The following is a 23,596-nucleotide window of genomic DNA, read 5'->3' as shown; positions in this document are numbered from 1 at the left end:
CGGTAGCACTTTATCTATCATACGTCTGTTTTAACGCGCCCTTGAAAAGCCGTCAATCGACATAAGGTTTAACAGGCTAACGAATTGCACATCAAAACAACGAAAGCTGTTCAGCAGGTGCGGCCTCAGCCAAGCGGTAGCCGACACCCAGCAACCGCACCGGGCGCTCGCCGCGTGCCCAGCCGACGTTCAGCAGCGTTTCGAACTGCTCAAGATTGGGTGCCGGGTCTGCGTGTTCTACGGTGGTTTGGGTAAAATCGTTAAACTTCACTTTAACCATTAACCCTCTGACCCCAGGCGGTGGGTCAAGGCGCGCATAGCGACGTTCCAGATCCTCTAAAAGCAGAGGGAGCTCCTGGCGGCAGGCAGCAAGCGACGGCAAGTCCTTGGCGTAGGTCTGTTCGGTACTTACCGATTTACGCTCACGGTGGGTTTTTACCGGCCGTTCGTCGTAGCCAAAGCTTAGCTCATGCAGGCGTTTTCCAAAGCGGCCAAAGTGCTCCACCAGCTCGGTCAGCGGGCGGGTACGCAAATCGGCGCAGGTATGAATATCCAGCCGGGCCATTTTTTCGGCCGTGCGCGGGCCAACGCCATGAATCTTTTTGACCGGAAGCGCCTGTACAAAGCGCTCTACTTCGTCGGGGGTAATCACACACAGGCCATCGGGCTTGTTCCAGTCGCTGGCGATTTTGGCCAGAAACTTGTTGGGGGCAACGCCTGCCGACACCGTAATGCCCACTTCCTGGCTGACGCGTTCGCGAATCGCCTGAGCCATGCGCGTAGCGCTCCCCTGATGCAGAGTCACGTCCGACACATCTAGAAAGGCTTCATCCAGCGACAGCGGCTCGATTAAATCGGTGATCTCGCGATAAATCGCAAACACCTGACGCGCCACGACCTTGTACTTGGCCATATCGCCACGAATAAGGGTTAGATGCGGGCAGCGCTTAAGCGCCTGGGCCATGGGCATGGCGGAGTGAATGCCGTATTCGCGGGCAGGATAATTGCAGGTAGCGACCACCCCGCGCTGCTCGACGCTACCGCCAATGGCGATAGGGATGTCCTTGAGCGCAGGGTTATCGCGCATTTCAACCGCCGCATAAAAGCAGTCACAGTCGCAGTGGATAATTTTGCGCACTGGCCACCCTTCTCACCTGTAAAAAACCACAGTTTATCACAGGAGTTACTTATTCTTTCAGGTGACACTCATTAAGGTGGCGCTCACTCAGGTGCCGCAAAAAGTGCGCAATACCTGCTCGCTATCACTTGCTGGCGCCGCCAGGCGGCGAGCTTCGGTTGATTCGTCATAAGGCTTCGTTACCACCGAAAGCAGAGCATGGAACGGCGCGAAATCGCCCTTGTAAGCGGCATCAATCACTTCTTGTACGCGGTGGTTGCGCGGAATAATGATTGGGTTTGCCCGGCGCATGGCATCAAGCCTTGCGGTATCCGTTGCAGCCACCGCTTCCGCCTGCCATGTATCCAACCACTCGGCCAAGACCTCGGGCTGGCTCGTCAGCGCCAGCAATGCTTCGCGGCTTGCGTCACTTGGCGAGGCCGCGCAGTGGGTTAACGCATCAAACGTCGCGGTCATATCCATACGGCCCTGATACATATGGCTTTGCAGGGCTTCCATTAAGGCATCGGCTTGGGCGCTTTCCATCGCAAGGCCCAGCTTATCGGCACGCAAACGGCGCTGTTCGGCGCTAAACAGAGGCTCAAAGTGGCGGATAGCATCGGTCGCTTGTTCTACCAAAGCGTCGCCCTCTTCACGCATCAACGGCAGCAGGGTTTCGGCAAAGCGGGCCAGATTCCACTGGGCAATTGCCGGCTGGTTGGCAAACGCATAGCGGCGCCCCTGATCGATGGAGCTATACACTTTCTGCGGGTCAAACTGCTCCATAAACGCACACGGGCCGTAGTCGATGGTTTCACCCGCGATGCTGCAGTTATCCGTATTCATCACGCCGTGAATAAAACCCACGCTCATCCAGCGCGCAATCAGCACGGCCTGGCGGGCCACCACCGCTTCAAGCAGCGCCAGATAAGGATCTTCCGCGTTGGCAGCTTCTGGATAGTGGCGCGCAATCACATGGTCCGCCAATGCTTTTAGCGCTACCTCATCCTGGCGCGCGGCGGCAAACTGAAACGTCCCCACGCGCACATGGCTACTCGCAACCCGGGTAAATACGGCGCCGGGCTCGGACATCTGGCGCACCACCCGCTCGCCGCTGGCAACCGCCGCCAAAGCGCGGGTCGTCGGGATGCACACGGCGGCCATAAACTCGCTGACCAGGTATTCACGCAGCACAGGGCCTAGCGGAGAACGGCCGTCACCGCCGCGCGAGAAAGGCGTTCGCCCGCTGCCTTTAAGCTGGATATCCCGGCGCTTGCCCTGCTGATCAATCACCTCACCAAGCAACAGCGCACGGCCATCACCCAGCTGCGGCACGAAGTTGCCAAACTGATGGCCTGCGTAGCCCAACGCTTTGGGTTCGGCGCCGGGCATGGGCGTATTGCCGCTCAGCCACTGGGCCAGGGTGGCATCATCAGGCACGTCGCTAGCCCCCAGCTCTTTTGCAAGCGGGCGGTTAAACGCGATAAGGGAAGGCTCAGCCACGGGAGTCGGCTCGCTGGCGATCCAAAGTGGCGCGGGTAGCGTTGCGTAATGGTGTTCAAAGGGCAGCATGTTCGCCTCCACTTTCATTGAGTGTGATCTCCTAATACCCTAGCAGCTCCCTCAAGTAGACGGCGAGATAATGTCATCACTACCTGAATCTTCCCTGCTTCCTCTTACGCGTGATTTTTATCAGCGCGACACCGTGGCGGTGGCCACTGATTTACTCGGCTGCTGGCTGGTGCGTGAGGTGGACGGCGCCTTGATGGGCGCACGGATTGTTGAAACCGAAGCGTACTGCGGCGCGCACGACTCGGCATGCCACGCCCACCGTGGATTGACGACAAGAACCGCCGCCATGTTTGGCGCGCCCGGCCACGCGTATATCTATTTGGTGTACGGCATGCACTGGCTATTCAATATCGTGACAGAGCCCGAAGGCTCGCCCTGCGCCTTGTTGGTGCGCGCCGTTGAGCCAGTATTAAACGAGCAGGCCATGCGTGAACGGCGCCTCACCCCAGGCAAACAGTTGAGCAATGGGCCCGGCAAGCTAACGCGGGCGCTTGATGTGGATAAAGCGCTCTACGGGCACGATTTGACTCGCGCCGAGCGGCTCTGGATCTGTGCAGGCAGCCACGACATTCCGATTGCCAGCGGCCCTCGCGTGGGTATCGACTATGCCGAACCGCATGACCGCGATGCGCCCTGGCGGTTTTGGCTTGAGGGCAACCCCTGGGTATCCAAAGCACGTTGAGTAGAGGCTAGCTGCTCGACCGCATGGGTGAGTACGGGCGTTAATGGCGCACGCCATTGATGGGTAAGCAGCGCGTCCGCCCGGGTGACGCCCAGCGACAGCGAGGCAATCGGCAAGCCCATGGCATGCGCTTCACGACAGAAACGGTAGCCTGAAAACACCATTAACGAAGTGCCTACCGCAAGCACTGCCTGGGCATTTTTCAGGCCCGCCTCGGCCGCCAGCCGACGCTCTGGCGGTACGACATCGCCATAATAGACCACGTCAGGTTTAAGAATGCCGCCGCAGCGTGGGCAGTCCAATACCTGAAACGTGCTGAAATCGGTTTCAAGATCCGCATCGCCGTCCGGCGCATGTGTGGCATCAAGCGCGGCAAAAGCCGGGTTCATGCGCGCCATTTCGCTATGCATGGCGTGGCGCATCATCTGGTAATGACAGGTCATACATTTCACAAGATCTGCCCGGCCATGCAGATCAACCACCCGCCGGGAGCCTGCACGCTGATGAAGACGATCCACGTTCTGCGTCACTAGCAGCTCGATAAACCCCATCGCCTCAAGCGCCGCCAGCGCTTGGTGGGCACCACTTACCTGGGCTTCGCGTAGGGCTTTAAACCCGACCAGCGCGCGCGCCCAGTAGCGCTGACGTACGCTGGGCGATGCCATAAAATCACCGTGCTGAACAGGCGGTGGCCGTTTCCACTGCCCCGCTTCATCACGGTAATCGGGAATGCCGCTGTCGGTACTCACACCCGCACCGGTAATGACCCACAATTTTGGGTGCTGCTCGATAAAACGGGCCAGTTCATCACCCAGTTGGGCCACACTTTTTTGCATTTCCACGGCCTGCGTCAATGGTTCACTCTAGGCAAGTTTCTACTATCTCGACGATACTGTAGGACATTCAGGGCACATGCAACGGCTAATGCCATGCACGAAAGCGGTGCCCAACCAGCATTCAAGGAGCGCCTCATGCAGAGGGATCACGATATTATTATTGTTGGCGGCGGCATGGTAGGAGCGGCACTAGCTGCCCGGCTGGGTAATGCGGGCTACTCCATCGGGCTGATCGAGCGTGGCGACGCGCTTAAAGCACCCAGCGGTGACTATGACCTGCGCATCTCATCACTGAATGCGCGCTCGCTTGCACTTATCAAGCTCAGCGGCACCGAACTGCCTGAGGATCGCTGCTGCCCGTTTCGGCACATCGATGTCTCCAATCAGGACGGCACCGGCCATAGCGTGTTTTCCGCCGCCGATAGCGATATGGACGACTTCGGCCTGTTTATCGAAAACCGCACGCTGCAATACGCGCTTTGGGAGCGCCTGAAAGAACTCCCCAGCGTTACCTGCTATACCCACAGCGCCCCGGTTAATACACTGGCTTCAGGGGAGACGCGCAGCATAGAGCTCGAAAACGGCAAACTATTGAGTGCGCGGCTTGTAGTCGGCGCAGACGGTGCCCACTCGACCCTGCGCAAGCTGGCCGATATCGACGTTACCCAGCACGATTATCATCAGCGGGCCATGATCATCAACGTGGAAACCGAGCTTCCCCAGCAGGATGTGAGCTGGCAGGTGTTTACGCCCACTGGCCCGATTGCCATGCTGCCGCTGCCCGGCCATAGGGCATCACTGGTGTGGTATGACACGACCCACAACACCCAGGCCCGCGAACAGCTCGACGATGAGGCGCTCAAGGCAGCGATTGAGGCGGCTTTTCCGAAACGCCTGGGCAACCTTATCCGGGTCGTGGCACACGCAAGCTTTCCCATCAAGCGCCAGCACGCCCGGCGCTACATCGGTAAGCGGCTTGCCCTGATGGGCGACGCTGCGCACGTGGTGCACCCGCTGGCCGGCCAAGGCCTAAACATCGGCCTACACGACGCCGACACCTTGGCGGAAATCATCACTAAGGGTCGCGACCCGGGTGACTACCTCAACCTGCTCCGCTTCGAGTGCCAGCGCCGAGCAGCCAACCAGGCGATGATCGCCGCGACCGACAGCTTCCACCACCTGTTCACCGGCGCCAAACCGCTGCGCCAACTGGGCGATTTAAGCCTGCACTTGGCCGAGCGCTTCCCGTTTGCCAAACGCATGATGATGCAGCAGGCCAATGGGTTAAATCCGTTCAAGATGCGCTAGTAGCTGGTACAACCAGGTGTTTTAGCCGCGAATAAGCCAAGCCGCTGAGCTTGGCTTTGTTAAAACCGCTAGTTACCCCTTGATGCGCTCATTCAAGAACTCATGTATCACCGGGATCATCACATCGCCATGGGTTTCCAGTGCAAAGTGCCCCGTGTCGTAAAAGCGAATATCTGCCTCAGGAATATCCCGCTTCCAGGCTTCAGCCCCCGGCGGAAGAAAGAACGGATCGTGCTTGCCCCACACGGCGAGTAACGGCGGTTGATGCTCACGAAAATAGGCCTGAAATTCGGGATACTTCTCAACGTTGGTTGCATAGTCCAGCAACAGGTCGAGCTGAATATCGGCCATCCCCGGTTGAGAGATCTGCGCGCCTTCCAACGTATAGGCGTCGGGTGCCACAGCACTGGTATCGCTGACTCCTTCCAGGTACTGCCATTTGATAGACGCCGGCGTCGGAAAGTCGTTAAGGGCATCACGGTTCGCCTTTGAAGGATTTTCCCAATACGTTTTGATCGGCTCCCACCCTGTTGAAAGCCCCTCCTCATAAGCATTGCCGTTTTGCGAAATGATCGCAGTGATTTTTGCCGGATGAGCCACCGCCAAACGCCAGCCAACAGGCGCACCATAGTCGTGAACGGCAATGGCGTAGCGATCAAGCTTCAACTGATCAGTAAATTGATCAATCGTCTTCGTCAGGTTGGCAAAGGTGTATTCATACTGGCCGCGCGGCGGTGATCGAGTAAAGCCGAACGCTGGCAAATCCGGCGCCACGACGTGATATTCATCGGCAAGCGCCGCAATCACATCGCGCCACATATACGATGAGGCAGCAAACCCATGAAGCAGCAATACCGTCGGCGCCGCCGGATCCCCCGCTTCGCGATAAAAGACATCGACATCGCCCACTTTCTCGAAACGATAATGAACCTGCTGAGTTGTCGAGCCAGCGCCCTGCGCGGCATTGGCGCTCATTGCTTCCTGAGTATTGGCAGAGGACGTTTTGTTTTGCGTTGTCATGGATGACTCCTTAGTAACCGTTAATAATTAATTTTGAAGGTTAGTTAAAATAATAGTAACCTGTCAAATTACATTTTAAAGGTTACCCAAATATGCCATCACACATTACCTCTCCGTTAATCGCAGGCAATCTCGCCATCGATTTCATCAATACACAGTTTGGCGTAGGGGAAGAGCATCAGGAGTGTCTGACCGACAGCAGCAGTGTCATCACCTGGCTTCAACAGGCGGGCGTGCTGTCGGAATACCGTGAAAGCCCGCCGCCTGGGCTAGCCCACCTTGCACGTGAATTGCGTGACAACATGCGAGAGCTGCTTATCTCGGCCCAGCAAGGAAGGAGTGCGGATCCCGCAGTGATAAATCACGTGCTGGAACGGGGCTGCCCCCTGGAAAAAATTGAATGGCAGCCAGCGGAAGCGGCATTTCAGAAAAAAACCTATCGGCGCAACCTAGAAAGCGAGAGCCTGTTGCAGCCTGTCGCGTGGGCGTTAGTTCAGCTGCTTACCGAAGAAGATGTGCAACTTGTTAAAGAGTGCGAAGCCTCGGATTGCATTCTCCTGTTTCACGATCAAACAAAATCTCACCGGCGCCGCTGGTGTAGCATGGCGTCTTGCGGAAATAGAATGAAGGCGGCCGCGCACCGGGCTCGAAAAAAGACCGGATAACCGCCCCTTAAAGTAATCAGCAAAACTTGCGCCTTATTCGCTTGTCCTATTTATGACAGAAAACGCCTCAAGCGCTTGATCAAGACTGATTTCCCTTCAACTTTTTCCACCGCCGGTGACACTAGCCATGATGAAAACAGCGTTAGCCCTATCGTTAACCCTATGCACCACGATGCTGATCAGCGGGTGTAATCAAGACACCAATGCCACCGCCTCAAACACAGCGGATGCAGATACGGTAGCCGAGCAAAGCCAGCCCCCTCATGAGGTGACCGATCAATGGGTCGGCCGCTGGGTCGGCGTGGAAGGGTTAGTCCTGGACGTCAGCCAGGACGATTCCGCAGGCCCCGGCCATTATCTGCTTGAGATGCAGTACGGCCTGGATGCCAACCAAAGCGGAACATTCGAAGGGCAAGCCACAGACGAAGGCATAAGCTTCAGCCGCGATGACGGCCCACAGCTGCTTCGCGCCAGTGATGGCGAAGCCACCGGCTTGAAATGGCTAGCGGACAAAGAAGACTGCCTGGTAGTGCAGGCGGGCGAAGGCTACTGCCGCGACTGATCTTCCCGGCAATCGCTAGTCGCGGCTACCCGCTTTCGGGTAGCCGCATGACTGCAAGAATGATTGAAACACGAAAAAATCTATTCGCTCGCCATTTCAGAAAAGTGGCCTGATTTATCCAGGGTAAATTCGAGAAAATCCCGCGCCAGATACAGCGCGCCCGAATAGGCGCTCTGGGCCTCTTTACGGATATCCTCGATGGAAGGCGACGACTGGGGGTTGAACTGGTAACGCGGGCTAAAGTGCGTCAGCACCAGGTTAGGCAGCGCTACCGATTCGGCAAAATCAGCAACAAGCTTAGCGTAGCTATGCCCCACTTCTACAGCCTTCTGGGCCATCTCTTGGGTATAGGTGGCTTCATGCACCAGCACTTGAGCACCCGCGCATGCGTCAATCAACAACTCAGGCCGGTCATTGTCTCCCGCGATCACCACTTTCCTGGGCTTGTTCTTGAAGATTAAGTAGTCAGCGCTTTTTAATAGCTCACCCGCAAACTCAACATCAAACCCTTGCTTCAATTGCCCCCACAACGGCCCTCTCGGGATGCCCTTTTGGGTTAGCTTTTCGATATCTAAGGCAGCGTCGACGTTTTTCTCCGTCAACGAATAGGCGTAGCACGCCACCCGATGGGAAAGCCTGAACGTGGCAACCGCCATGTTCGCAAATTCAACGCTTGGCAGGTCGTCCGAGGCGATAAACTCCAGGGCGAAAGGCAAGCCTAGCTGTGTGGTTTCACAGGTCGCCTCCAACCACGCCTTGATGCCTGCGGGCGCCACAATGGTAAGCGGCGCTTTACGGCCATTCATCCCCGCACTCGCCAATATGCCCGGCAGCCCATAGCAGTGGTCGCCGTGTACATGGGTAATCAAAATGGCTTTTAGTGAATTAAACGACAGCTTCGTGCGCAAGACCTGATGCTGAGTACCCTCCCCGCAATCGATCAGGTACCAGCCTTTACCCTTGCTCTCGCGCAAAGCGATGCCGGTGACGTTGCGGGTCTTCGTGGGTACGCCAGCGGAGGTGCCTAGGAATAATAGATTCATATTTTATTTATGCTCTCTTGCGCTTGCTCTGTAAAGGCTCCGGGCTACCGCATAGTAAGCTCCGCTTCTCAGGTTTTTTCACGGCTGAGTGGTCAGCAAGCATGCCCTTTCCTTTAAAAAGAAATAACCGATAACTGGCAATATCCGTGCGACGAGCAGTACCGCCACCCCCATAAATTTGATTTAGATCAACTTTATCGCAGACATCTTTTATGAAGACTTTAGTATCAATCCTTGGCGCCGATAAAAGAGAAAGGATCCTTTAGCGCTCAACCGCATACTGACTACAGGCCCCGCCCCGCAAGCTTCATGAATTAACCTTTCCATGTGAGAAAACATAATGCTGCAGGCACTACACCGTGTTTCCTTGGGCCGTAAATTTGTACTAGTTCTCGCCTTACCATTGGTGACCATGACGTGGTTAGCCATGTCGGGGATTTTGGAACGAAAAGAGCTTGTCTCTGAAATGGGACATCTTCAGGAAATGACGGTGCTGAGCCAATATGCTGGGGTTCTGGTTCATGAACTTCAGCGCGAGCGAGGAATGACAGCCGCATTTTTAGGCAGCAATGGTCAAAATTTCCGTACGGAACTACCTAGCCAGCGTCGAAAAACTGATGAGCGTCTCAACGAGTTCAACACATATACAAATAGCCTAACTTATTCTGGCAACGATGCCGCGGTACAGGCACAAGTGAGCCAGGCTAATAACCTGTTGAGTGCTTTAGCCGGCCATCGCCAGCGCGTTGACCGACAGGAAATAGCAGGTGAGCAGTCAAACGCCTACTACACAGATATTAATAACTTTTTAATTAGCATTGTTAGCCAATTGACGTTTAGTGTTGAGCAAGGCGAAGTTATCAGACAGCTCAACGCTTATTATAACCTTTTAAACGTCAAAGAATTAGCGGGCATAGAGCGCGCCATGCTAACCACGGCTTTTAGTACCAACACGCTGTCTCCAACGATGTACACCAGCCTGCTCTCGTTAACAGGTCGCTCCAGCGTCTATATCAGCAGCTTCAATAGCTTTTCGGATGAAAGTATTCAAAGCGAACTTGCAGCGGTATTGGCAAGTGATCTTGCCCGCAACCTGGCGGATATGCGGCGCGTCGCGATAACACAAGGCGTTGCGGGCAATTTTAATATCGACCATCAACAATGGTTTGAGCAGCAGACCCTGCTGATTGATCGCTTAGCAGAAGTAAGTCAGAAGGCGGCCGAAGCCTTGCTTGATACTACCCAGAGCTTGCGTGATAAAGCGGTCAGTGAACTGACTTATTACCTGATTTTTTCGTTAGCCGCTGCAATTCTAGCCATACTGCTAGCAGTACTTATTGTCCGCAGTATTGCGCGCCCGTTACAAGTAGCGCTGGAAAACATCCAAACACGCGGTGGTGATCTCACTCAGCGCCTAGCCGTTCCAGGAAGCGATGAGCTTTCTATGCTGTATCACGCATTCAATGAATCGACGCTTAAAACAGAAGAGTTAGTTGCCAGCATTAAACAGGGTGCTCAGTCTGTTGAGTTAGCCAGTAAGGAAATTGCGAAAGGTAACGCAGATCTAGCACAGCGCACTGAAGAACAATCCGCTTCGTTAGTTGAAACGGCTTCCAGCATGGAGCAGATAACAGCGACCGTAAAACAGAGCGCAGATACCGCTCAACAAGCACGGCTTTCCACACAGGAAATGGCTGACCAGGCCAATGAGGCGAACGATATAGCCGAACGGGCACGCGTGGCGATGGAACAGATCGAAGAAGCCAACCAGCAAGTAACGGCGATAGTCGAGGCTATTGATAATATTGCTTTTCAAACCAACATCCTGGCGTTGAATGCCTCAGTAGAGGCGGCGCGCGCTGGCGAGCAAGGCCGTGGGTTCGCGGTAGTGGCCTCAGAAGTGCGTAATCTGGCAAGCCGAAGTGCAGAAGAAGCCAAGCAGATCCGAAAGCTTATCAGCAACAATGTCGACAGCATAAAAGAAGGCGGAAATCTGGTAACGTCCACCAGCGAAACGCTAAAAACTATTGCAAAACGCGCACAGCATACCGCTGCCTTAGTGTCAGAAATATCATCCGCGACCACTGAGCAATCATCGGGTATTGAGCAAATCAACCAAGCGTTGACTCAGTTGGAAGAAGTAACCCAGCAAAACGCGGCGCTGGTCGAGCAAGTGGCCACAGCAAGCCGCTCACTGGATGACCAGGCAGGCGACATGGCCAATATGGTGGGCCGCTTCAAGGTTAGCGAAGAGAATAACTCATTGGCATTAGCCCATTACGGCTACTAGCTCGACGAAAACGTATTCCTAAAGACATAGTAGCTATTCAGCAAGCCTTCAATACGCGATGTAAGCTTTTGAAGTAAGGCGGTAAGCGCTGGTTTCTCAAAACCGGCGCTGAAGCCTCTTCAACATTCTCAGCTTTCCTATTTCAGCCTATAGCTGACAGCGATCAACATAACCGCTAATAAGTTGCATTAACGCAAGCATATTAGCGTTTCATGTGATACCAATGGTTAGGCAACCCACTCTCTGTTAGGGAAGATTTGCCATGTCAGCCACGAACGAGAAAGTCTTCATCAGCCCCGGCCGCTACGTGCAGGGAGAAGGCGTTACCGCACGCGCCGGTCACTACGTCTCGGCACTCGGGAAAACGGCACTGCTGATTGCCGACGATGTGGTTTGGGACATCGCGGGCAAGGAGCTTAGCGCTAGTCTTAAAAGCGAAGGTATCAGTTTCGAGCGCGCAGTGTTTGAGGGCGAAGCCTCTAACCGCGAAATCGACCGCCTCGTTGAGCTTGGCCGCAAGCAGCAGGCAGACGTTGTTATTGGCTTTGGTGGCGGTAAAGCCATCGACACCGCCAAGGGTGTGGCTGAAAAGCTCGAAGCGGCCTGTGCCGTACTGCCCACGACCGCCTCTACCGATGCGCCCACCAGCGCCCTATCGGTCATCTACAGCGATGAAGGCGAGTTTGAGTCCTACCGCTTCTACAGCAAGAACCCCGACCTGGTGCTGGTGGATACCGGCATCATCTGCAAAGCGCCGCCGCGTTTTCTGGCCTCCGGCATTGCCGATGCACTGGCCACCTGGGTCGAGGCACGTGCCGCCATTCGCGCCAACGCCAACAACATGGCGGGAGGCAAAGCCACCCTACTGGGCGCGACCATTGGCGAGAAGTGCGAAGAGATTCTCTTCGAGCACGCCATGCTGGCCTACCAAGCTAACCAGGCGCAGATCGTCACGCCCTCGTTCGAGGCCGTGGTAGAAGCCAACACCTTGCTCAGCGGACTAGGCTTCGAAAGCGGCGGCTTGGCAGGCGCCCACGCCATTCATAACGGTTTCACCGCCCTGCACGGCGAGATTCACGGCCTGACCCACGGCGAGAAAGTGGCCTACGGTACGATGGCCCAACTGGTTCTCGATCAGACGCCCCAGGCGGAATTAGAAGAGTATCTGGACCTCTACCTGGCGCTGGGCCTACCGGTGACCCTGAAAGCGCTGAAGCTTGATCAGGCAAGCGAAGAAGATCTTTATCGTGTAGCCGAAGCGGCGCTGAAGGAAGGCGAATCAAGCCATAACCTAGCGTATGAGCTAACGCCCAAGCAGATTGTTCACGCCATTAAAGCGGTGGATGTGCATGCGCGGGCGTTTATGGAGAAGATGGGGGTGAGCGAGTAAAGTCTATAAGACGGGGCGCTGCGGCGTCTCGTTTTCATAGCCCTTTCCTATATCGGATCAAACCTTTACTACACGTTTAATCATAGCAACAACGCCTGAATCCGCCTTGCCGCTGAACTCAAAACCCAACGAATGATACAGATGGAAAGCAGGCTTATTTGATTCGTAAACCTTGAGCGTAAAAGCGTTTACGGAATGCTTGTTCCGTGTGGAGCCAGCTTAAAACCGTTGTGAGGTCTGCTGACTCTGCTCTTCGTAATATAATGTGGATTATCTTTCAACGTCGCGTCATGCATTATTCGAAAAGCGGGCCATATGGTATGCATTCACGTATTCACCACCCCTAAAAGCAAAAGCCACCGACTCACCTTCAATTTCAAAACCAAATTTCTTGTATAGATTAATGGCGCGCTCATTGTCTGTGTATACGGTGAGTTCGATGCGCTTGAGATTAAGCCAATTATCCGCCAGCTCGACCACCGTAGATAACAGCGCACTGCCAACCCCCTGCCCTTGGGATTTATCCTTCACCCCCATACCGAGCGACCCCACATGCTTGCGCCTTGGGTTTTGACAGACCTCAAAGCCCAAATTGCCCACGATTTCTCCATTAACCAGAGCAACATACCCGTAAACATTCTGTGGTGTATTCGAAAGACGCTGCTCCCAGAGGGCAACAGATGGATGGGGAAGTTGAAGAGTGCCCGAATAGGCATTTGGGCATTCGTAAATTTCTTTTACAGCGCGAGCATCTGACGGCTCGGCTTTTCTGATTTCAACGTCCATATATCTCTATCCCCTTGGTATAGCTTGAGCGATACATGGATGGCATTCCCCTAGTAAGCAGGTAGCGCTTTTCAAGATGGAAAAACCACCACGTCATCCCCCTCTTGCCATGGATGAAACTTGGTCATGGCCTGCAGAAAAAACGCGTGCTCCAACCAGTGCTGTAGCCACCGCTGCAGGTGCGGGTAAGGTAGGCTATAAAAAACATCGCGATCTACATGGGCGAATTGGCGGATAAAAGGCATGATGCCAATATCAGCAATGGTCGCGTTATCTCCCAGAAGATAAGGCTTTTGAGTCAGCTTCTCCTCTAAAACCTGTAAAAAAGCTTCACCCCGTTGCCGGTACTCTGCCTGGGTCATTTCGAGATGTCGGTCGGCGTATTTATAGCGATCCAACCAATGTTTAAATTCATTATCGTTTTGCTCGATAAGGGCATTGGCCTGAGTCCTAACCTTCGCATCTAACAGCCCTTGCGCATCTTGTTGCTCAAGCGCCCACACCATTATTTCTCGGCTCTCTTCGATCACAGTACCATCAAAAAGCTGTAAAACAGGCACAGTGCCTTTCGGGCTAATCGCTAGCATCTGGGCCGGTTTTTTCTTCAATGTGATCTCGCGCAGCTCCACCGGTAACTCAGCAAACAATAAGCCGAGCCGGGCACGCATGGCATAGGGGCAGCGACGAAAAGAGTAAAGGCGATGAAGTGATGACGTCATGGGCATTTTTCACAGTTGAATTGAAGTCAGTAGGCTCGGTGACCACTCTAAGGCGAGACGTTAGCCGTTCACGTTTTCTTCCGCCACCTGACGCAGCGCATCGACCAGCACCTCGGCAGGCTGGGCGCCGGAAATCAGGTAACGTCCGTCGAGGATGTCCCTCGGCACCGCATTCACCCCGGCGTCCATGAACCGCTGCTCTGCCGCTCGAACCTCGTTCGCGTACTGATCAGACCGGGCGATGGCCTCAGCGGTGTCGCCATCAAGCCCTACTTCGATGGCCTTCTCGCGTAACACATGTGGGCCTGAAAGGTTTTCCGCCTTACCGAAGTAGGCGCCACCCGAATAGTGCCAGTTGCAGGGGGCGTTTCCCGGTTCTGCGTGGCCGCCCAGGCAAGCACACGGTGAGCAGCGAAGGTATTGTTCGCCCGACGCTCCAGCGCACCAAGTCAATTCTCAACGCCTTCACTGGGTACCCCCTCATTCGATCAAACTGAAGAAAGTATGGTACGTGTCTATCGGGCGTAACGGCAGTACCGTCATGTAACGAATCAAGACGTTACTCGACGGGGGGTTCCGGTAACACCGGCGGCGTACTGTCCATATAGGTCAGGAAGTCTTGCCAGATGTCGTACGTTCGCTGTTTCGTTAACCGGGTAAGGCACGTAATGCCCATGACGCCGCGAATGGTTCCGTCGCGCCACTGCGTATAGACAGCGCCGCAATGGGCCTCGCTATACGCGTGCCACTGCTTCTGAGCTACCTGAATAGCTTCGACTAGCTCAGGGTCAGCCGCGTTATGTTCAACGCTCGTTTCCAGATAGTGGGTGAGTACGTCCTCGGCGGCCTCTAACTCGATAGCCGCGCACCGATTAGTCTCGAGCGTGTTCCTTATATTATTGCAATCAAGCGCCTCGTCGTCCGCCACGGCTGCAAGCGATAGCGAAGCGAGCACTATGAGTAGCCACTTTTTCATTTTTTCCTCAAACGCACATAAGGTGCTGGCCAAGCATGCACAACCGCCATGTTCTCACATTCGATACCAGGGAGATCATCTTTCGCCCTACTACTGATGGGCAGTGGCTAAGGCTTATAACGCGTCAGCGCAATACCGCAAGCGATCAGGCCAGAAGACACAAACCGCCATACGCCGAAGCCTTCTTTCAAAATGATGGTAGAAATAAGCGCAGCGAACAGCACGCTGGTTTCGCGAAGCGCCGAAACCATGCCGAGAGGCGCGTAGGCCATCGCCCAGATAACGATCCAATACGCACCGACCTGCATTCCACCGCCAGCGATAGCGGGTGCCAGGTTGCCACATACGACTTTCTTTATTTCCTTGGCTTTCCACATAAGCGCAATCGCGAACGTCAGCAAGCCATTGCCGAGCGTCAACAACACCGCAAAGCCGAGCACCGAACCCGCTTGCCGAGCGCCCAATCCGCCCACCAGCGTGTAGGAAGCGATAAAGGCGCCCGTACCGAGCGCAAGAAGGATAGCGCGGGGATTTCTGGTAATACCGGTGCTGGTATCAAATGCCAGCGACATCACGCCAACTCCAAGAAACAGCACACCGAGTAACGGGAGAAAACCCAACATTTCACCCGCGAACGCGGCAGCGCCAAGAGTCACGAGTAACGGCGCTGAGCCACGTGCGATGGGATAGACCTGGCCAAAATCACCATAGTGGTAAGCCATGGGCAAACTGAAGTGATAAGCCGTATGAATCAAGATGGCCAAGCCAAGAAGCGGCCAGCTGGCAGGATCAGGGAGCGCTACAAAAGGCAACGCGAGCGCAGAAACCAAACTGCCCAATAAAGTGATGACCGCCATAACGGCGATCCTGTCACCACTCACTTTAACAATCGCATTCCAGCTGGCGTTAAAGATGGCCGCGAGCAATACGATCATGGTTATTTCTAGGCTCATGTCATCTTATCCTTGAGCGGCAGGATGCAACGTTAAGAAAAAATAGTTTTCCCAGCATAGCGTAAATCCCTATACCCGTATGTTTTGCTACTTTCCGCCCGCATACCGCGTTCCCTTCACCACTGAACCCACACTGTTTTAGCCCCTGCTGCTTTAGCAAGCTAGCAGATGAAATGCGTTCAAAATAGGCGAGCGCTGACTATGCTGATTAGGGCCGCCACCAGCCGCCAATAACAATCACAACCTCTCAGCAAAGGAAGCCCTATGCGTCGCACACAACTATCCTCTTTCATACAACAGTCCTCTTTCATGATAGCGGGCCTTGGCCTGCTCATATCCTCCCCACTATGGGCGTGGGACGGCGTCGTCGAGAAGCAAACCTTTGAGATCGACAGCTTCACGACACAAAACGGCGAGACGATCCCCAACGTGACGGTAGGCTGGGAAGCCTACGGTGAACTCAACGAAGCCCGCGATAACGCCATTCTGATCACCCACTTTTTCTCCGGCACCAGCCACGCAGCAGGCCGCTACAATGCTGACGGTAACCCCACCGGCTACTGGGATGCCATTATCGGCCCCGGCAAAGCATTAGATACCGACGAGTACTACATCATCTCCTCGGATACGCTGGTGAACCTCGGAGCCCATGACCCCAACGTTACCACCACCGGTCCCGCGTCTATTAACCCAGACACCGGCGAACCCTGGGGCATGGATTTCCCGGTAGTCACCATTCGGGACTTCGTCGAAGTTCAGCGCGAACTACTGGAAAGCCAGGGGATTGAATCGCTGCATGCGGTGATGGGTGCTTCCATGGGGGCCCTGCAAGCGATTGAATGGGCCAGCGCCTATCCTGACCGGGTTGAGCGCTTGATTCCCGTTATCGGCGGTGGCATTGCCGACCCGTGGCTGTTGGCAACGCTGAGCTCTTGGGCCGCGCCAATCCGCGTGGACGCCAATTGGAACGAGGGTAACTACTACAACGGCGAACCGCCTACCGATGGATTAAAAGAAGCGCTTAAACTCGTTACGCTCAACGCCAACCACTGGCAGTGGGCCAACGAAACCTTTAACCGTGACTGGGCCGATGAAGAACGCGATCCCGCCCAGGATATCAGCGCCCGCTATGCCATTGAGCAAACGCTGGATGACATTGCCGCCGCCCGTGCGGAGCTTTCCGATGCCAACCACCTGCTCTACCTGGTACGCGCCAACCAAACCTTTATGGCAGGCCACGGCGACTCGTTAGAAGAAGGCCTGGCCGCCATCGAAGCCCCTACCCTAATGCTGTATAGCGAAAACGACCTGGTATTCGCTCCTGAAGGCGTGCGCCGCACCGCCGAGCTGATTGAAGCGGATGGCACTGAAGTGACGCTGGAAACCCTGGAAGGCAATCGCGGCCACTTGGATGGCGTGCTATCCATTGACCAAGCGAGTGATACGTTGCGGGCGTTTTTGCAGTAAGGCGGGAGCGCTGGCTTTGAGTCTTAAAGCCAGCGCTTAAGAAGTTGCGATATGAACCAGCCTAATTAGCCCCAGTTCAGGCCGGGGCTTCTAAAGCATTAGCGGCTAGCGTTTTCTTCAGCCACCTGACGAAGCGCATCGACCAGCACCTCGGCGGGCTGGGCGCCGGAAATCAGGTAGCGCCCATCTAGGATAAACCCCGGTACAGCGCTCACCCCTGCCTCCATGAACTGCTGTTGTGCCGCTCGCACTTCATCTGCGTACTGATCCGACCGGGCGATGGCCTCGGCGATGTCGCCGTCTAGCCCGACCTCAATGGCTTTCTCACGCAGAACCTCTGGGTCTGAAGGGTTTTTCGCCTCACCGAAGTAGGCATCAAATAAGGCCAATTGCAGGGGCGTCTCTCGGTTTGGCGTTGCGGCCCACGCCAGCACGCGGTGGGCAGCGAAGGTATTGTTCGCCCGCCGCTCTTGGGCGCCACGGAAATTCAATCCCAGCTCTTCGGCGACCTGCATGATCTCCCGCTGGGACTGCTCCATAGTGGCCGCGTCCTTGCCGTACTTGCGGCACAGGTGCTCAAGGATCGGCTCGCCCTCGGGCGGCATGTTGCGGTTGAGTTCAAAGGGCTGCCAGTGAAGTTCGATTTCGATCTCGCCCTTCAGGGTTTCCAACGCTTTTTCCAGGCGCCGGTAGCCGATGGCGCACCACGGGCAGGCGACATCGGATACCAGGTCAATTCTCAATTTCTGCATGATGGATCTCCTCGTCAGCTTCGGTCATTAAGGCTAAAACGCCAAGCCCTGGCTTGTATCACGAAAGACATAACCTTGGCTAAGGCTACCATCCCCCTTCCCCTCATATAGAAAGTCAATAAACGGCTTGGTCCGCCAAACCATCTGGGTGTATATTTGTACGGAATACCCGTACATAAAGGTGGCCTTATGGACACTATTAGCGTTAACAAGTTTAGAGACAATCTAAAAAGCGTCGTAGAGCAAGTCATCAGCCGTCACGAACCGCTGAAGGTAACTCGGCGTGCTGGTGAGGCTTTTGTGGTTATCAGCGCGGATGACTGGGAGAGGGAGCAAGAAACGCTCCACGTACTGCAAAGCAATAACCTTATGCAACAAATTGCTGACTCTCTTGAGACAAACCAACGCCGCCAAGGTTATCAACCGACCAAAGAGCAAATGGATGAGATCACTGGTATTTGAGGGGAATACCTGGGATGCGTATGAAGCCATGCGTGAAAAGGACAAACGCCTGCACAAAGCGCTCTGTAAATTGCTCAAGGAAATGCTACGTACTGACGACCCCGCCTCTGGCTTGGGCAAGCCTGAACCGCTCAAACACAACCTGACGGGGCTATGGTCTAAGCGAATCTCGCAAAAAGACCGCTTGATATACCGATTCGACGATACTGCCATTTATATCTTTGCTATCGGCGGTCATTACGATCAACACTAAAAGGGATTAGCTCTGCAGGGAGTCATGAGCTACTCAGCATTGTTATCACCATTCTCCACTCCTAGAAAAAGCCACTTTGCCTCTATCTCAGAAAAATGGCCCGTTTATCCAGGGTGTATTCGCCAAAATCACGCGCCAGATAAAGCGAACCCGAGTAGACGCGTTGGGCCTCATTTCGGATGTCCTCTATGGACGTCGAGGCAAGGGGATGAAGCGAATAACGGGGGCTAAAGTGCGTCAGCACCAGATTGGGAAGCTGTACAGACTCGGCAAACGCGGCGACAAGCTTGGCGTAGCTATGCCCTACATCACCGGCCTTCTGGGCCATCTCTTCGGTGTAGGTGGCTTCATGAACCAATACTTGCGCCCCTTCGCACGCCTTAACCAACAAGTCAGGTTGGTCATTATCCCCGGCAATCAGCACTTTCCTCGGCTTATTTTTGAAGATCAGGTAGTCATGGCTTTTTAACCGCTCACCCTCAAACTCAACATCAACCCCTTGCTTCAACTGCCCCCACAACGGCCCTCTTGGAATCCCCTTTTGCGCTAGTTTATCCACATCCAAGGCGGCGTCGACCTTTGTCTCCGTAAACCCATAAGCATAGGACGGCGCCCGGTGTGAAAACCTGTGAGTGCTAACCGCGATGCTCTCAAACGCAACGCTGGGCAGCTTGTCCGAGTCGATAAACTCCAGAGCAAAGGGCAAGCAAAGCTGCGTGGCCTCACAGGTAGCCTCCAACCATGCCTTGATGCCTGCGGGCGCCACAATGGTCAGCGGCGCTTTCCGGCCTCCCATTCCCGCACTCGCCAGTATGCCCGGCAGCCCATAGCAGTGGTCGCCGTGTACGTGGGTAATAAAGATGGCTTTCAGTGAATGAAACGACAGCTTGGTATGCAAAACCTGATGCTGGGTGCCCTCACCGCAATCGATCAGGTACCAGCCTTTCCCCTTGCTCTCGCGTAAGGCGACACCTGAGACGTTTCTACTTTTGGTGGGTACACCTGCGGAAGTGCCTAGGAACAGTAAATTCATTTCTTACGAAAGCCCTTTTACTCACTTTTTTTCGGAATAAGAAGGTGGACTGCTAGTTCGTTAAATGTAACCAATGTGGTTTTACAATGAATATTAGGCGCATAATTATGCAGTTGAGGCCTACCTAAATCCGCCTAGTTAGACTGACACAACTTGTTATTAAAGGATTAACTATTCGAGCTCAGCGACTAGGGCAAGCGCGAAGCGCTTTGCACTAGTCCGTTTCGAAGCCTTCGTTGAGCTTAGCTGTTGAAACTAATCCCTAACTAATACGCTTGAGAATCTGTTGAGATTGTTAGAATCCACCATCCGGCCCCAGCATCCTACTGCAAATATTCTCCTGCGCCGATTTTATCTTTGATAACTCCTCCCTAATCTGTGATTTTGTTAAGTAATCACCACCATCCGCCACCATATCTTTCAGGTGGGCTTCCATAACCATAGTCATGTCCCACAACTCTTCAGCGCCCATTCCAGGTGTCATCTGCCGAAACTGGCCTACCTCTTCTTCGAGATTATGGACTGCAACTACGACACGAAGAAACCGTTGGTTTTCTCGGTATGGCTTTGTCGCAAACTCATACCATGAAGCGTCGTAACTCGCACTTGCAACCAGCTCATTCATCTTCATGCAACTGCCCAGACGTTCTGAAGCTAAGGCATACTTAGCTGCATCTCGGGACGCTGATTTGGCTTCGAGAGTTTGCCAAACAGCAATGGTGGCGGCAGCGACAGCAGCCGTCACACTCACAATGCTTAAAATCGTCCTGAACTCTAGTCGTTGCTTAAGTGCCTTTCTAAGTGGTTGCTCTTCACTCAATTATCAAAACCTCACTGTCTTGAGACTCTCATTATATTTTAAGGGGCAAGCGTTACTCGCTCTTGACGGCCAAGCTTGGCATACTGTAATGCAGATCTGCCACGCGCCACCTAAGAATTACATATGAGATAGCGATCACGTCAGCCATCAACCAAGCGTTTTAAAAATCTCAGTTATTTTCCTAGAGCCGCGGGAAAACGCACGAAGGGTTGAAAGCACTAACCGCCGCCTATCATATGCACTACGTTGATCTAGATTGGCGACTTTTGTTGTCGAATTAGCTATTTTCCCACCAACTACGGCAGCTAGAGCTATATATAACCACCACCGTTGGTATCGACCTTGCTGATTGCTTGCGATAGCTGCGCTCGAATTTTTCTGACGAGCCCTAGAAACAACCAGCGTTGGTATGATGCATTCACTAGCGAGAGCAACCGAATGCGTCATGATATATTTATCTACTAACCCTTCCGGTGGATCGGGAAAAGAGGTGCAGAATTCAGATGGCACTTGTTGACAGACTCCAGACGGTCTAGCGTATCGCCGAATTCCCTCTCCAAGCTCTTCGACAGGACAAACCGTACGGTTATAACGTTCGATCTCATCACGGATTTCGATGATTTCTTTTTCTGACACTGAGCTTCTGATACCAGCGTAGATTTCAGCACTCTCAGTAGGACCGAAGAGATGAAAAGTGCCCGAACCGTAGGCCGCGTATTCATTCAATGTTTGTTGCACATCAGAAGCCCATATACACGAAGGTGTTTCTTTCAGGTCTTCTCCCTTACAAAAATGATCGTAGCTCCGCACTTGATTCAATAAATACAAGCTAGCTTCTCGACTTACTCGATTTCCTTCCGCAAGGTTTGAAGCATGGCGATTTCCAACAGAATCTGCCACAAAGAATATCCCAGCAAACAGCGCAGTTGCATACCAAAGATGATCATAGTAGCCACGAAATTTATCGTTTAGATTGAGAGTGTCGTAGGCAATTACTATTATGCACCATCCCGTTAACAGACTAATAATCAAGAGAGGAATAAGACCCAACGGACTCCCTAGCGCCCCACCTCCGCCAATAAAAAAGGAATCAGGAAGGTAGTTTATTTGAGGCCACTTCCCAGCAATATTCAATAATCCTGGGAGAGCTAATACAGAAAATACAACCATAACGCCCCGCCACCGGGCAATTACAAATCCTGCAGCTAAAAGCGCACCAATTAGGATAATGGAGTATACCAAAAGAAGGCCGAGAATCGGAGTTACTGCCTCTGCTGGGGACCAGTAACTTCCAACTATAACTTCATCATTATTTAGCTCTAAAAAATTCGAAGATGCTAATCCGACCCCCTCTAAGACCTGCTGAACGCTATACGCTGCACCGTAAAGAAATGCGATGTAAGGAATTAAAAAGACCAAATTCAAAACCACCTTATATTGTTACTCAAAATTATCACATGGATGACTACACAAACTCAAGGTTAAAATTTATTTCACATCCCTTTAAGCCTTCCCAATTAATTGTTTAACAACGGATGAAGTTACAACAATCAAATAAATTTCACCTTAGCTTTATTTTCAAATCATTTAACACTATGCCTTTGCAACAAACTTGTTGTAAAACCATCTGAAAAATGAAAATAACTTGCTATGAAAAATAATATTATCTGAGCGCAACCTAACCCCATAGTTGGCTTTGCAAGCATACCAAAATAAAATGCGACTGCAATCACAACAAATAAAAATCGTTTTGCTGTATATAAACCAAAATACTGCTGACTGGTCTTAATTGAACTGCTTGTGCTTGCTACCGCTTTAGAAACTTTCGATGTTATTTGGCCAAATATTAAACATGATGCCAGAGACCAATCTGGAGATAGAACTATATCTTTCCACGTACCTATATAAAGCCTCACACCAATGAGAAGCATGAAGGGAATAGCTATATAAATAAATTCAGTTTTTAAATCAGCGTATATGGACTTTATTTCAAGCTTAGTTGGCTCATAACTCATATTGATGACCATTATCTCGGTGCACATCTAGAATTTCTTTTATCCGAGCATTTCTTATTTGTGGCTGTCCCTTTCCTTTCGGAGGCGTATAAATGTCATAAGAAATATCTGCTTCGATAACGTCTTTTGGTCCAATTGCTTGTATCAACCCATTTTGATAACTCTCAAGCCACTCCTTATGGGTTATTCGAGCGCAGAACTTTCTGTCTAATGAGTGACTGCGAAAAGACCACACTGAATTGCCTTCATTCACTGAAATTTTCACAGACAGTTTGTCTCTATGTTCTTGGGGCTCTGTATATCCTCTAAACATGTCTCTAGGGTTACCAGTAAACCTCCATTTAGTATTTAAACTGCACTCTTGACCAGGTTCGTGACCAGATATTATTATTACACTTTCTCCCGGGTTTATTTTTTCGTTTGCAGCAGAAAACCCCTTAAGAACATACGCTAAATTCTGTCTATCGATATAAGGATCAGCAATTTTATACTCAAGATCATCCGCTAATACTGATTCAACACTTGCGGCAATAGATTCAACCTGATCTTCACTTTTTGTTTCATTTGTTTCTGTTAGAATTTGAAACAAACTATTCCCTGATGTATAAAATGCTTTTTCCAACATAGCGTCAATACTGTTCGGCAATGCAGAAAGCTTGCTCAATATAGAGCTTTTCTCAATATCATTGAGTTGAAACTGAAAATCTAATTTTAGACCCACAGAATTTGTAAGTAACTGCCCAAAGTCTTTGTATGCATTAATATATAGGGCCATCGCTTCAAAAACTTCAGCAGGGTTACTCCTATTCTCAAGGTATTTTAATTTTATCTGCAATTCTGGCGGCACTTTATCTCCTTATTATTTTCGATGTCGT

The 23,596-nt window shown here is 52.7% G+C and carries 24 protein-coding genes and 1 pseudogene; 9 read left to right on the top strand and 16 right to left on the bottom strand.

Annotation, left to right across the window (positions count from 1 at the left end):
* Window positions 1-91: 91 nt before the first annotated feature.
* Complete coding sequence (gene dinB, locus INT33_RS00705; RefSeq protein ID WP_193090920.1) at window positions 92-1,138, bottom strand: DNA polymerase IV; 1,047 nt, start codon at window positions 1,136-1,138, stop codon at window positions 92-94.
* An 87-nt stretch (window positions 1,139-1,225) separates the two neighbouring features.
* Window positions 1,226-2,689, bottom strand: coding sequence for a protein adenylyltransferase SelO (locus INT33_RS00700; protein WP_193090919.1), 1,464 nt, complete (start codon window positions 2,687-2,689; stop codon window positions 1,226-1,228).
* A 70-nt stretch (window positions 2,690-2,759) separates the two neighbouring features.
* On the opposite strand from INT33_RS00700, the gene INT33_RS00695 reads away from it, so the two are divergent.
* Complete coding sequence (locus tag INT33_RS00695; RefSeq protein ID WP_193090918.1) at window positions 2,760-3,371, top strand: DNA-3-methyladenine glycosylase; 612 nt, start codon at window positions 2,760-2,762, stop codon at window positions 3,369-3,371.
* Here INT33_RS00695 and INT33_RS00690 read toward each other — a convergent pair.
* Window positions 3,293-4,207, bottom strand: coding sequence for an NAD-dependent protein deacetylase (locus INT33_RS00690; protein ID WP_193090917.1), 915 nt, complete (start codon window positions 4,205-4,207; stop codon window positions 3,293-3,295). The two genes, INT33_RS00695 and INT33_RS00690, sit on opposite strands and share 79 nt — an antisense overlap.
* 135 nt (window positions 4,208-4,342) lie before the next feature.
* Here INT33_RS00690 and INT33_RS00685 point away from each other — a divergent pair, with 135 nt between their 5' ends.
* The gene (locus INT33_RS00685; RefSeq protein WP_193090916.1) at window positions 4,343-5,515 is read left to right on the top strand and encodes a UbiH/UbiF/VisC/COQ6 family ubiquinone biosynthesis hydroxylase; all 1,173 of its coding nucleotides are present in this window, start codon (window positions 4,343-4,345) and stop codon (window positions 5,513-5,515) included.
* Between the two features lie 72 nt (window positions 5,516-5,587).
* Here the strand turns inward: INT33_RS00685 and INT33_RS00680 are convergent, their stop codons facing one another.
* Window positions 5,588-6,535, bottom strand: a complete 948-nt coding sequence (locus tag INT33_RS00680; protein ID WP_226940020.1) for an alpha/beta fold hydrolase — start codon at window positions 6,533-6,535, stop codon at window positions 5,588-5,590.
* A gap of 92 nt (window positions 6,536-6,627) precedes the next feature.
* Here INT33_RS00680 and INT33_RS00675 point away from each other — a divergent pair, with 92 nt between their 5' ends.
* Together INT33_RS00675 and INT33_RS00670 are read left to right on the top strand one after the other, a co-directional pair.
* Complete coding sequence (locus INT33_RS00675; protein WP_193090915.1) at window positions 6,628-7,200, top strand: CGNR zinc finger domain-containing protein; 573 nt, start codon at window positions 6,628-6,630, stop codon at window positions 7,198-7,200.
* A 127-nt stretch (window positions 7,201-7,327) separates the two neighbouring features.
* On the top strand, window positions 7,328-7,762 hold the full coding sequence (locus INT33_RS00670; RefSeq protein WP_193090914.1) for a hypothetical protein: 435 nt from the start codon (window positions 7,328-7,330) through the stop codon (window positions 7,760-7,762).
* A gap of 80 nt (window positions 7,763-7,842) precedes the next feature.
* Here the strand turns inward: INT33_RS00670 and INT33_RS00665 are convergent, their stop codons facing one another.
* A complete protein-coding gene (locus INT33_RS00665) occupies window positions 7,843-8,805 on the bottom strand; it encodes a ribonuclease Z (RefSeq protein WP_193090913.1) in 963 nt (320 codons plus the stop codon).
* A 340-nt stretch (window positions 8,806-9,145) separates the two neighbouring features.
* On the opposite strand from INT33_RS00665, the gene INT33_RS00660 reads away from it, so the two are divergent.
* Together INT33_RS00660 and INT33_RS00655 are read left to right on the top strand one after the other, a co-directional pair.
* The gene (locus tag INT33_RS00660) at window positions 9,146-11,095 is read left to right on the top strand and encodes a methyl-accepting chemotaxis protein (protein WP_193090912.1); all 1,950 of its coding nucleotides are present in this window, start codon (window positions 9,146-9,148) and stop codon (window positions 11,093-11,095) included.
* 262 nt (window positions 11,096-11,357) lie between these two features.
* On the top strand, window positions 11,358-12,485 hold the full coding sequence (locus tag INT33_RS00655; protein WP_193090911.1) for a glycerol dehydrogenase: 1,128 nt from the start codon (window positions 11,358-11,360) through the stop codon (window positions 12,483-12,485).
* A gap of 288 nt (window positions 12,486-12,773) precedes the next feature.
* On the opposite strand, the gene INT33_RS00650 is transcribed toward INT33_RS00655, so the two are convergent.
* The 5 genes and pseudogenes from INT33_RS00650 to INT33_RS00630 all read right to left on the bottom strand — a co-directional run bounded on the left by INT33_RS00650 (window position 12,774) and on the right by INT33_RS00630 (window position 15,919).
* Window positions 12,774-13,271: a GNAT family N-acetyltransferase gene (locus tag INT33_RS00650; RefSeq protein WP_193090910.1), complete on the bottom strand. Its 498-nt coding sequence runs from the start codon at window positions 13,269-13,271 to the stop codon at window positions 12,774-12,776.
* A gap of 71 nt (window positions 13,272-13,342) precedes the next feature.
* On the bottom strand, window positions 13,343-13,990 hold the full coding sequence (locus INT33_RS00645; protein WP_193090909.1) for a glutathione S-transferase: 648 nt from the start codon (window positions 13,988-13,990) through the stop codon (window positions 13,343-13,345).
* 60 nt (window positions 13,991-14,050) lie between these two features.
* A pseudogene (locus INT33_RS00640) lies at window positions 14,051-14,436 on the bottom strand (DsbA family oxidoreductase); the annotation flags it as partial.
* A gap of 113 nt (window positions 14,437-14,549) precedes the next feature.
* Entirely contained in the window at window positions 14,550-14,966 is a 417-nt protein-coding gene (locus INT33_RS00635) for a lysozyme inhibitor LprI family protein (RefSeq protein WP_192539600.1), read from the bottom strand.
* Between the two features lie 107 nt (window positions 14,967-15,073).
* A complete protein-coding gene (locus tag INT33_RS00630) occupies window positions 15,074-15,919 on the bottom strand; it encodes an EamA family transporter (protein ID WP_193090908.1) in 846 nt (281 codons plus the stop codon).
* 264 nt (window positions 15,920-16,183) lie between these two features.
* Here INT33_RS00630 and INT33_RS00625 point away from each other — a divergent pair, with 264 nt between their 5' ends.
* Window positions 16,184-17,386 carry an E22 family MetX-like putative esterase gene (locus INT33_RS00625; RefSeq protein ID WP_193090907.1) on the top strand — a complete coding sequence of 401 codons (1,203 nt, stop codon included), beginning with the start codon at window positions 16,184-16,186 and terminating at the stop codon, window positions 17,384-17,386.
* A gap of 98 nt (window positions 17,387-17,484) precedes the next feature.
* Here INT33_RS00625 and INT33_RS00620 read toward each other — a convergent pair whose 3' ends face one another.
* Window positions 17,485-18,138 (bottom strand): DsbA family oxidoreductase, encoded by a 654-nt coding sequence (locus INT33_RS00620; protein WP_193090906.1) that lies wholly within the window; start codon window positions 18,136-18,138, stop codon window positions 17,485-17,487.
* A gap of 189 nt (window positions 18,139-18,327) precedes the next feature.
* Between INT33_RS00620 and INT33_RS00615 the strand changes: the two genes are divergently transcribed.
* Together INT33_RS00615 and INT33_RS00610 are read left to right on the top strand one after the other, a co-directional pair.
* Window positions 18,328-18,600, top strand: a complete 273-nt coding sequence (locus INT33_RS00615) for a type II toxin-antitoxin system Phd/YefM family antitoxin (protein ID WP_193090905.1) — start codon at window positions 18,328-18,330, stop codon at window positions 18,598-18,600.
* Window positions 18,581-18,853, top strand: a complete 273-nt coding sequence (locus INT33_RS00610) for a Txe/YoeB family addiction module toxin (RefSeq protein WP_193090904.1) — start codon at window positions 18,581-18,583, stop codon at window positions 18,851-18,853. Before INT33_RS00615 ends, INT33_RS00610 begins: the two co-directional genes overlap by 20 nt.
* 82 nt (window positions 18,854-18,935) lie before the next feature.
* On the opposite strand, the gene INT33_RS00605 is transcribed toward INT33_RS00610, so the two are convergent.
* From INT33_RS00605 to INT33_RS00585, 5 genes are all read right to left on the bottom strand, one after another.
* Window positions 18,936-19,886, bottom strand: a complete 951-nt coding sequence (locus INT33_RS00605; RefSeq protein ID WP_193090903.1) for a ribonuclease Z — start codon at window positions 19,884-19,886, stop codon at window positions 18,936-18,938.
* A gap of 295 nt (window positions 19,887-20,181) precedes the next feature.
* Window positions 20,182-20,706, bottom strand: a complete 525-nt coding sequence (locus INT33_RS00600; protein ID WP_193090902.1) for a hypothetical protein — start codon at window positions 20,704-20,706, stop codon at window positions 20,182-20,184.
* Window positions 20,707-20,853: 147 nt separating this feature from the next.
* The gene (locus INT33_RS00595; protein ID WP_193090901.1) at window positions 20,854-22,125 is read right to left on the bottom strand and encodes a hypothetical protein; all 1,272 of its coding nucleotides are present in this window, start codon (window positions 22,123-22,125) and stop codon (window positions 20,854-20,856) included.
* 164 nt (window positions 22,126-22,289) lie between these two features.
* Window positions 22,290-22,721 carry a hypothetical protein gene (locus INT33_RS00590; RefSeq protein ID WP_193090900.1) on the bottom strand — a complete coding sequence of 144 codons (432 nt, stop codon included), beginning with the start codon at window positions 22,719-22,721 and terminating at the stop codon, window positions 22,290-22,292.
* On the bottom strand, window positions 22,711-23,568 hold the full coding sequence (locus INT33_RS00585) for a hypothetical protein (RefSeq protein WP_193090899.1): 858 nt from the start codon (window positions 23,566-23,568) through the stop codon (window positions 22,711-22,713). Before INT33_RS00585 ends, INT33_RS00590 begins: the two co-directional genes overlap by 11 nt.
* Between the last annotated feature and the right edge of the window lie 28 nt (window positions 23,569-23,596).

Origin of the sequence: Halomonas colorata (assembly GCF_014897985.1) — a bacterium.
GTDB classification, from domain to species: Bacteria; Pseudomonadota; Gammaproteobacteria; order Pseudomonadales; family Halomonadaceae; genus Vreelandella; species Vreelandella colorata.
Note: the sequence above shows the minus strand (reverse complement) of the source record. Positions and strands in the feature narration are given on the sequence as shown.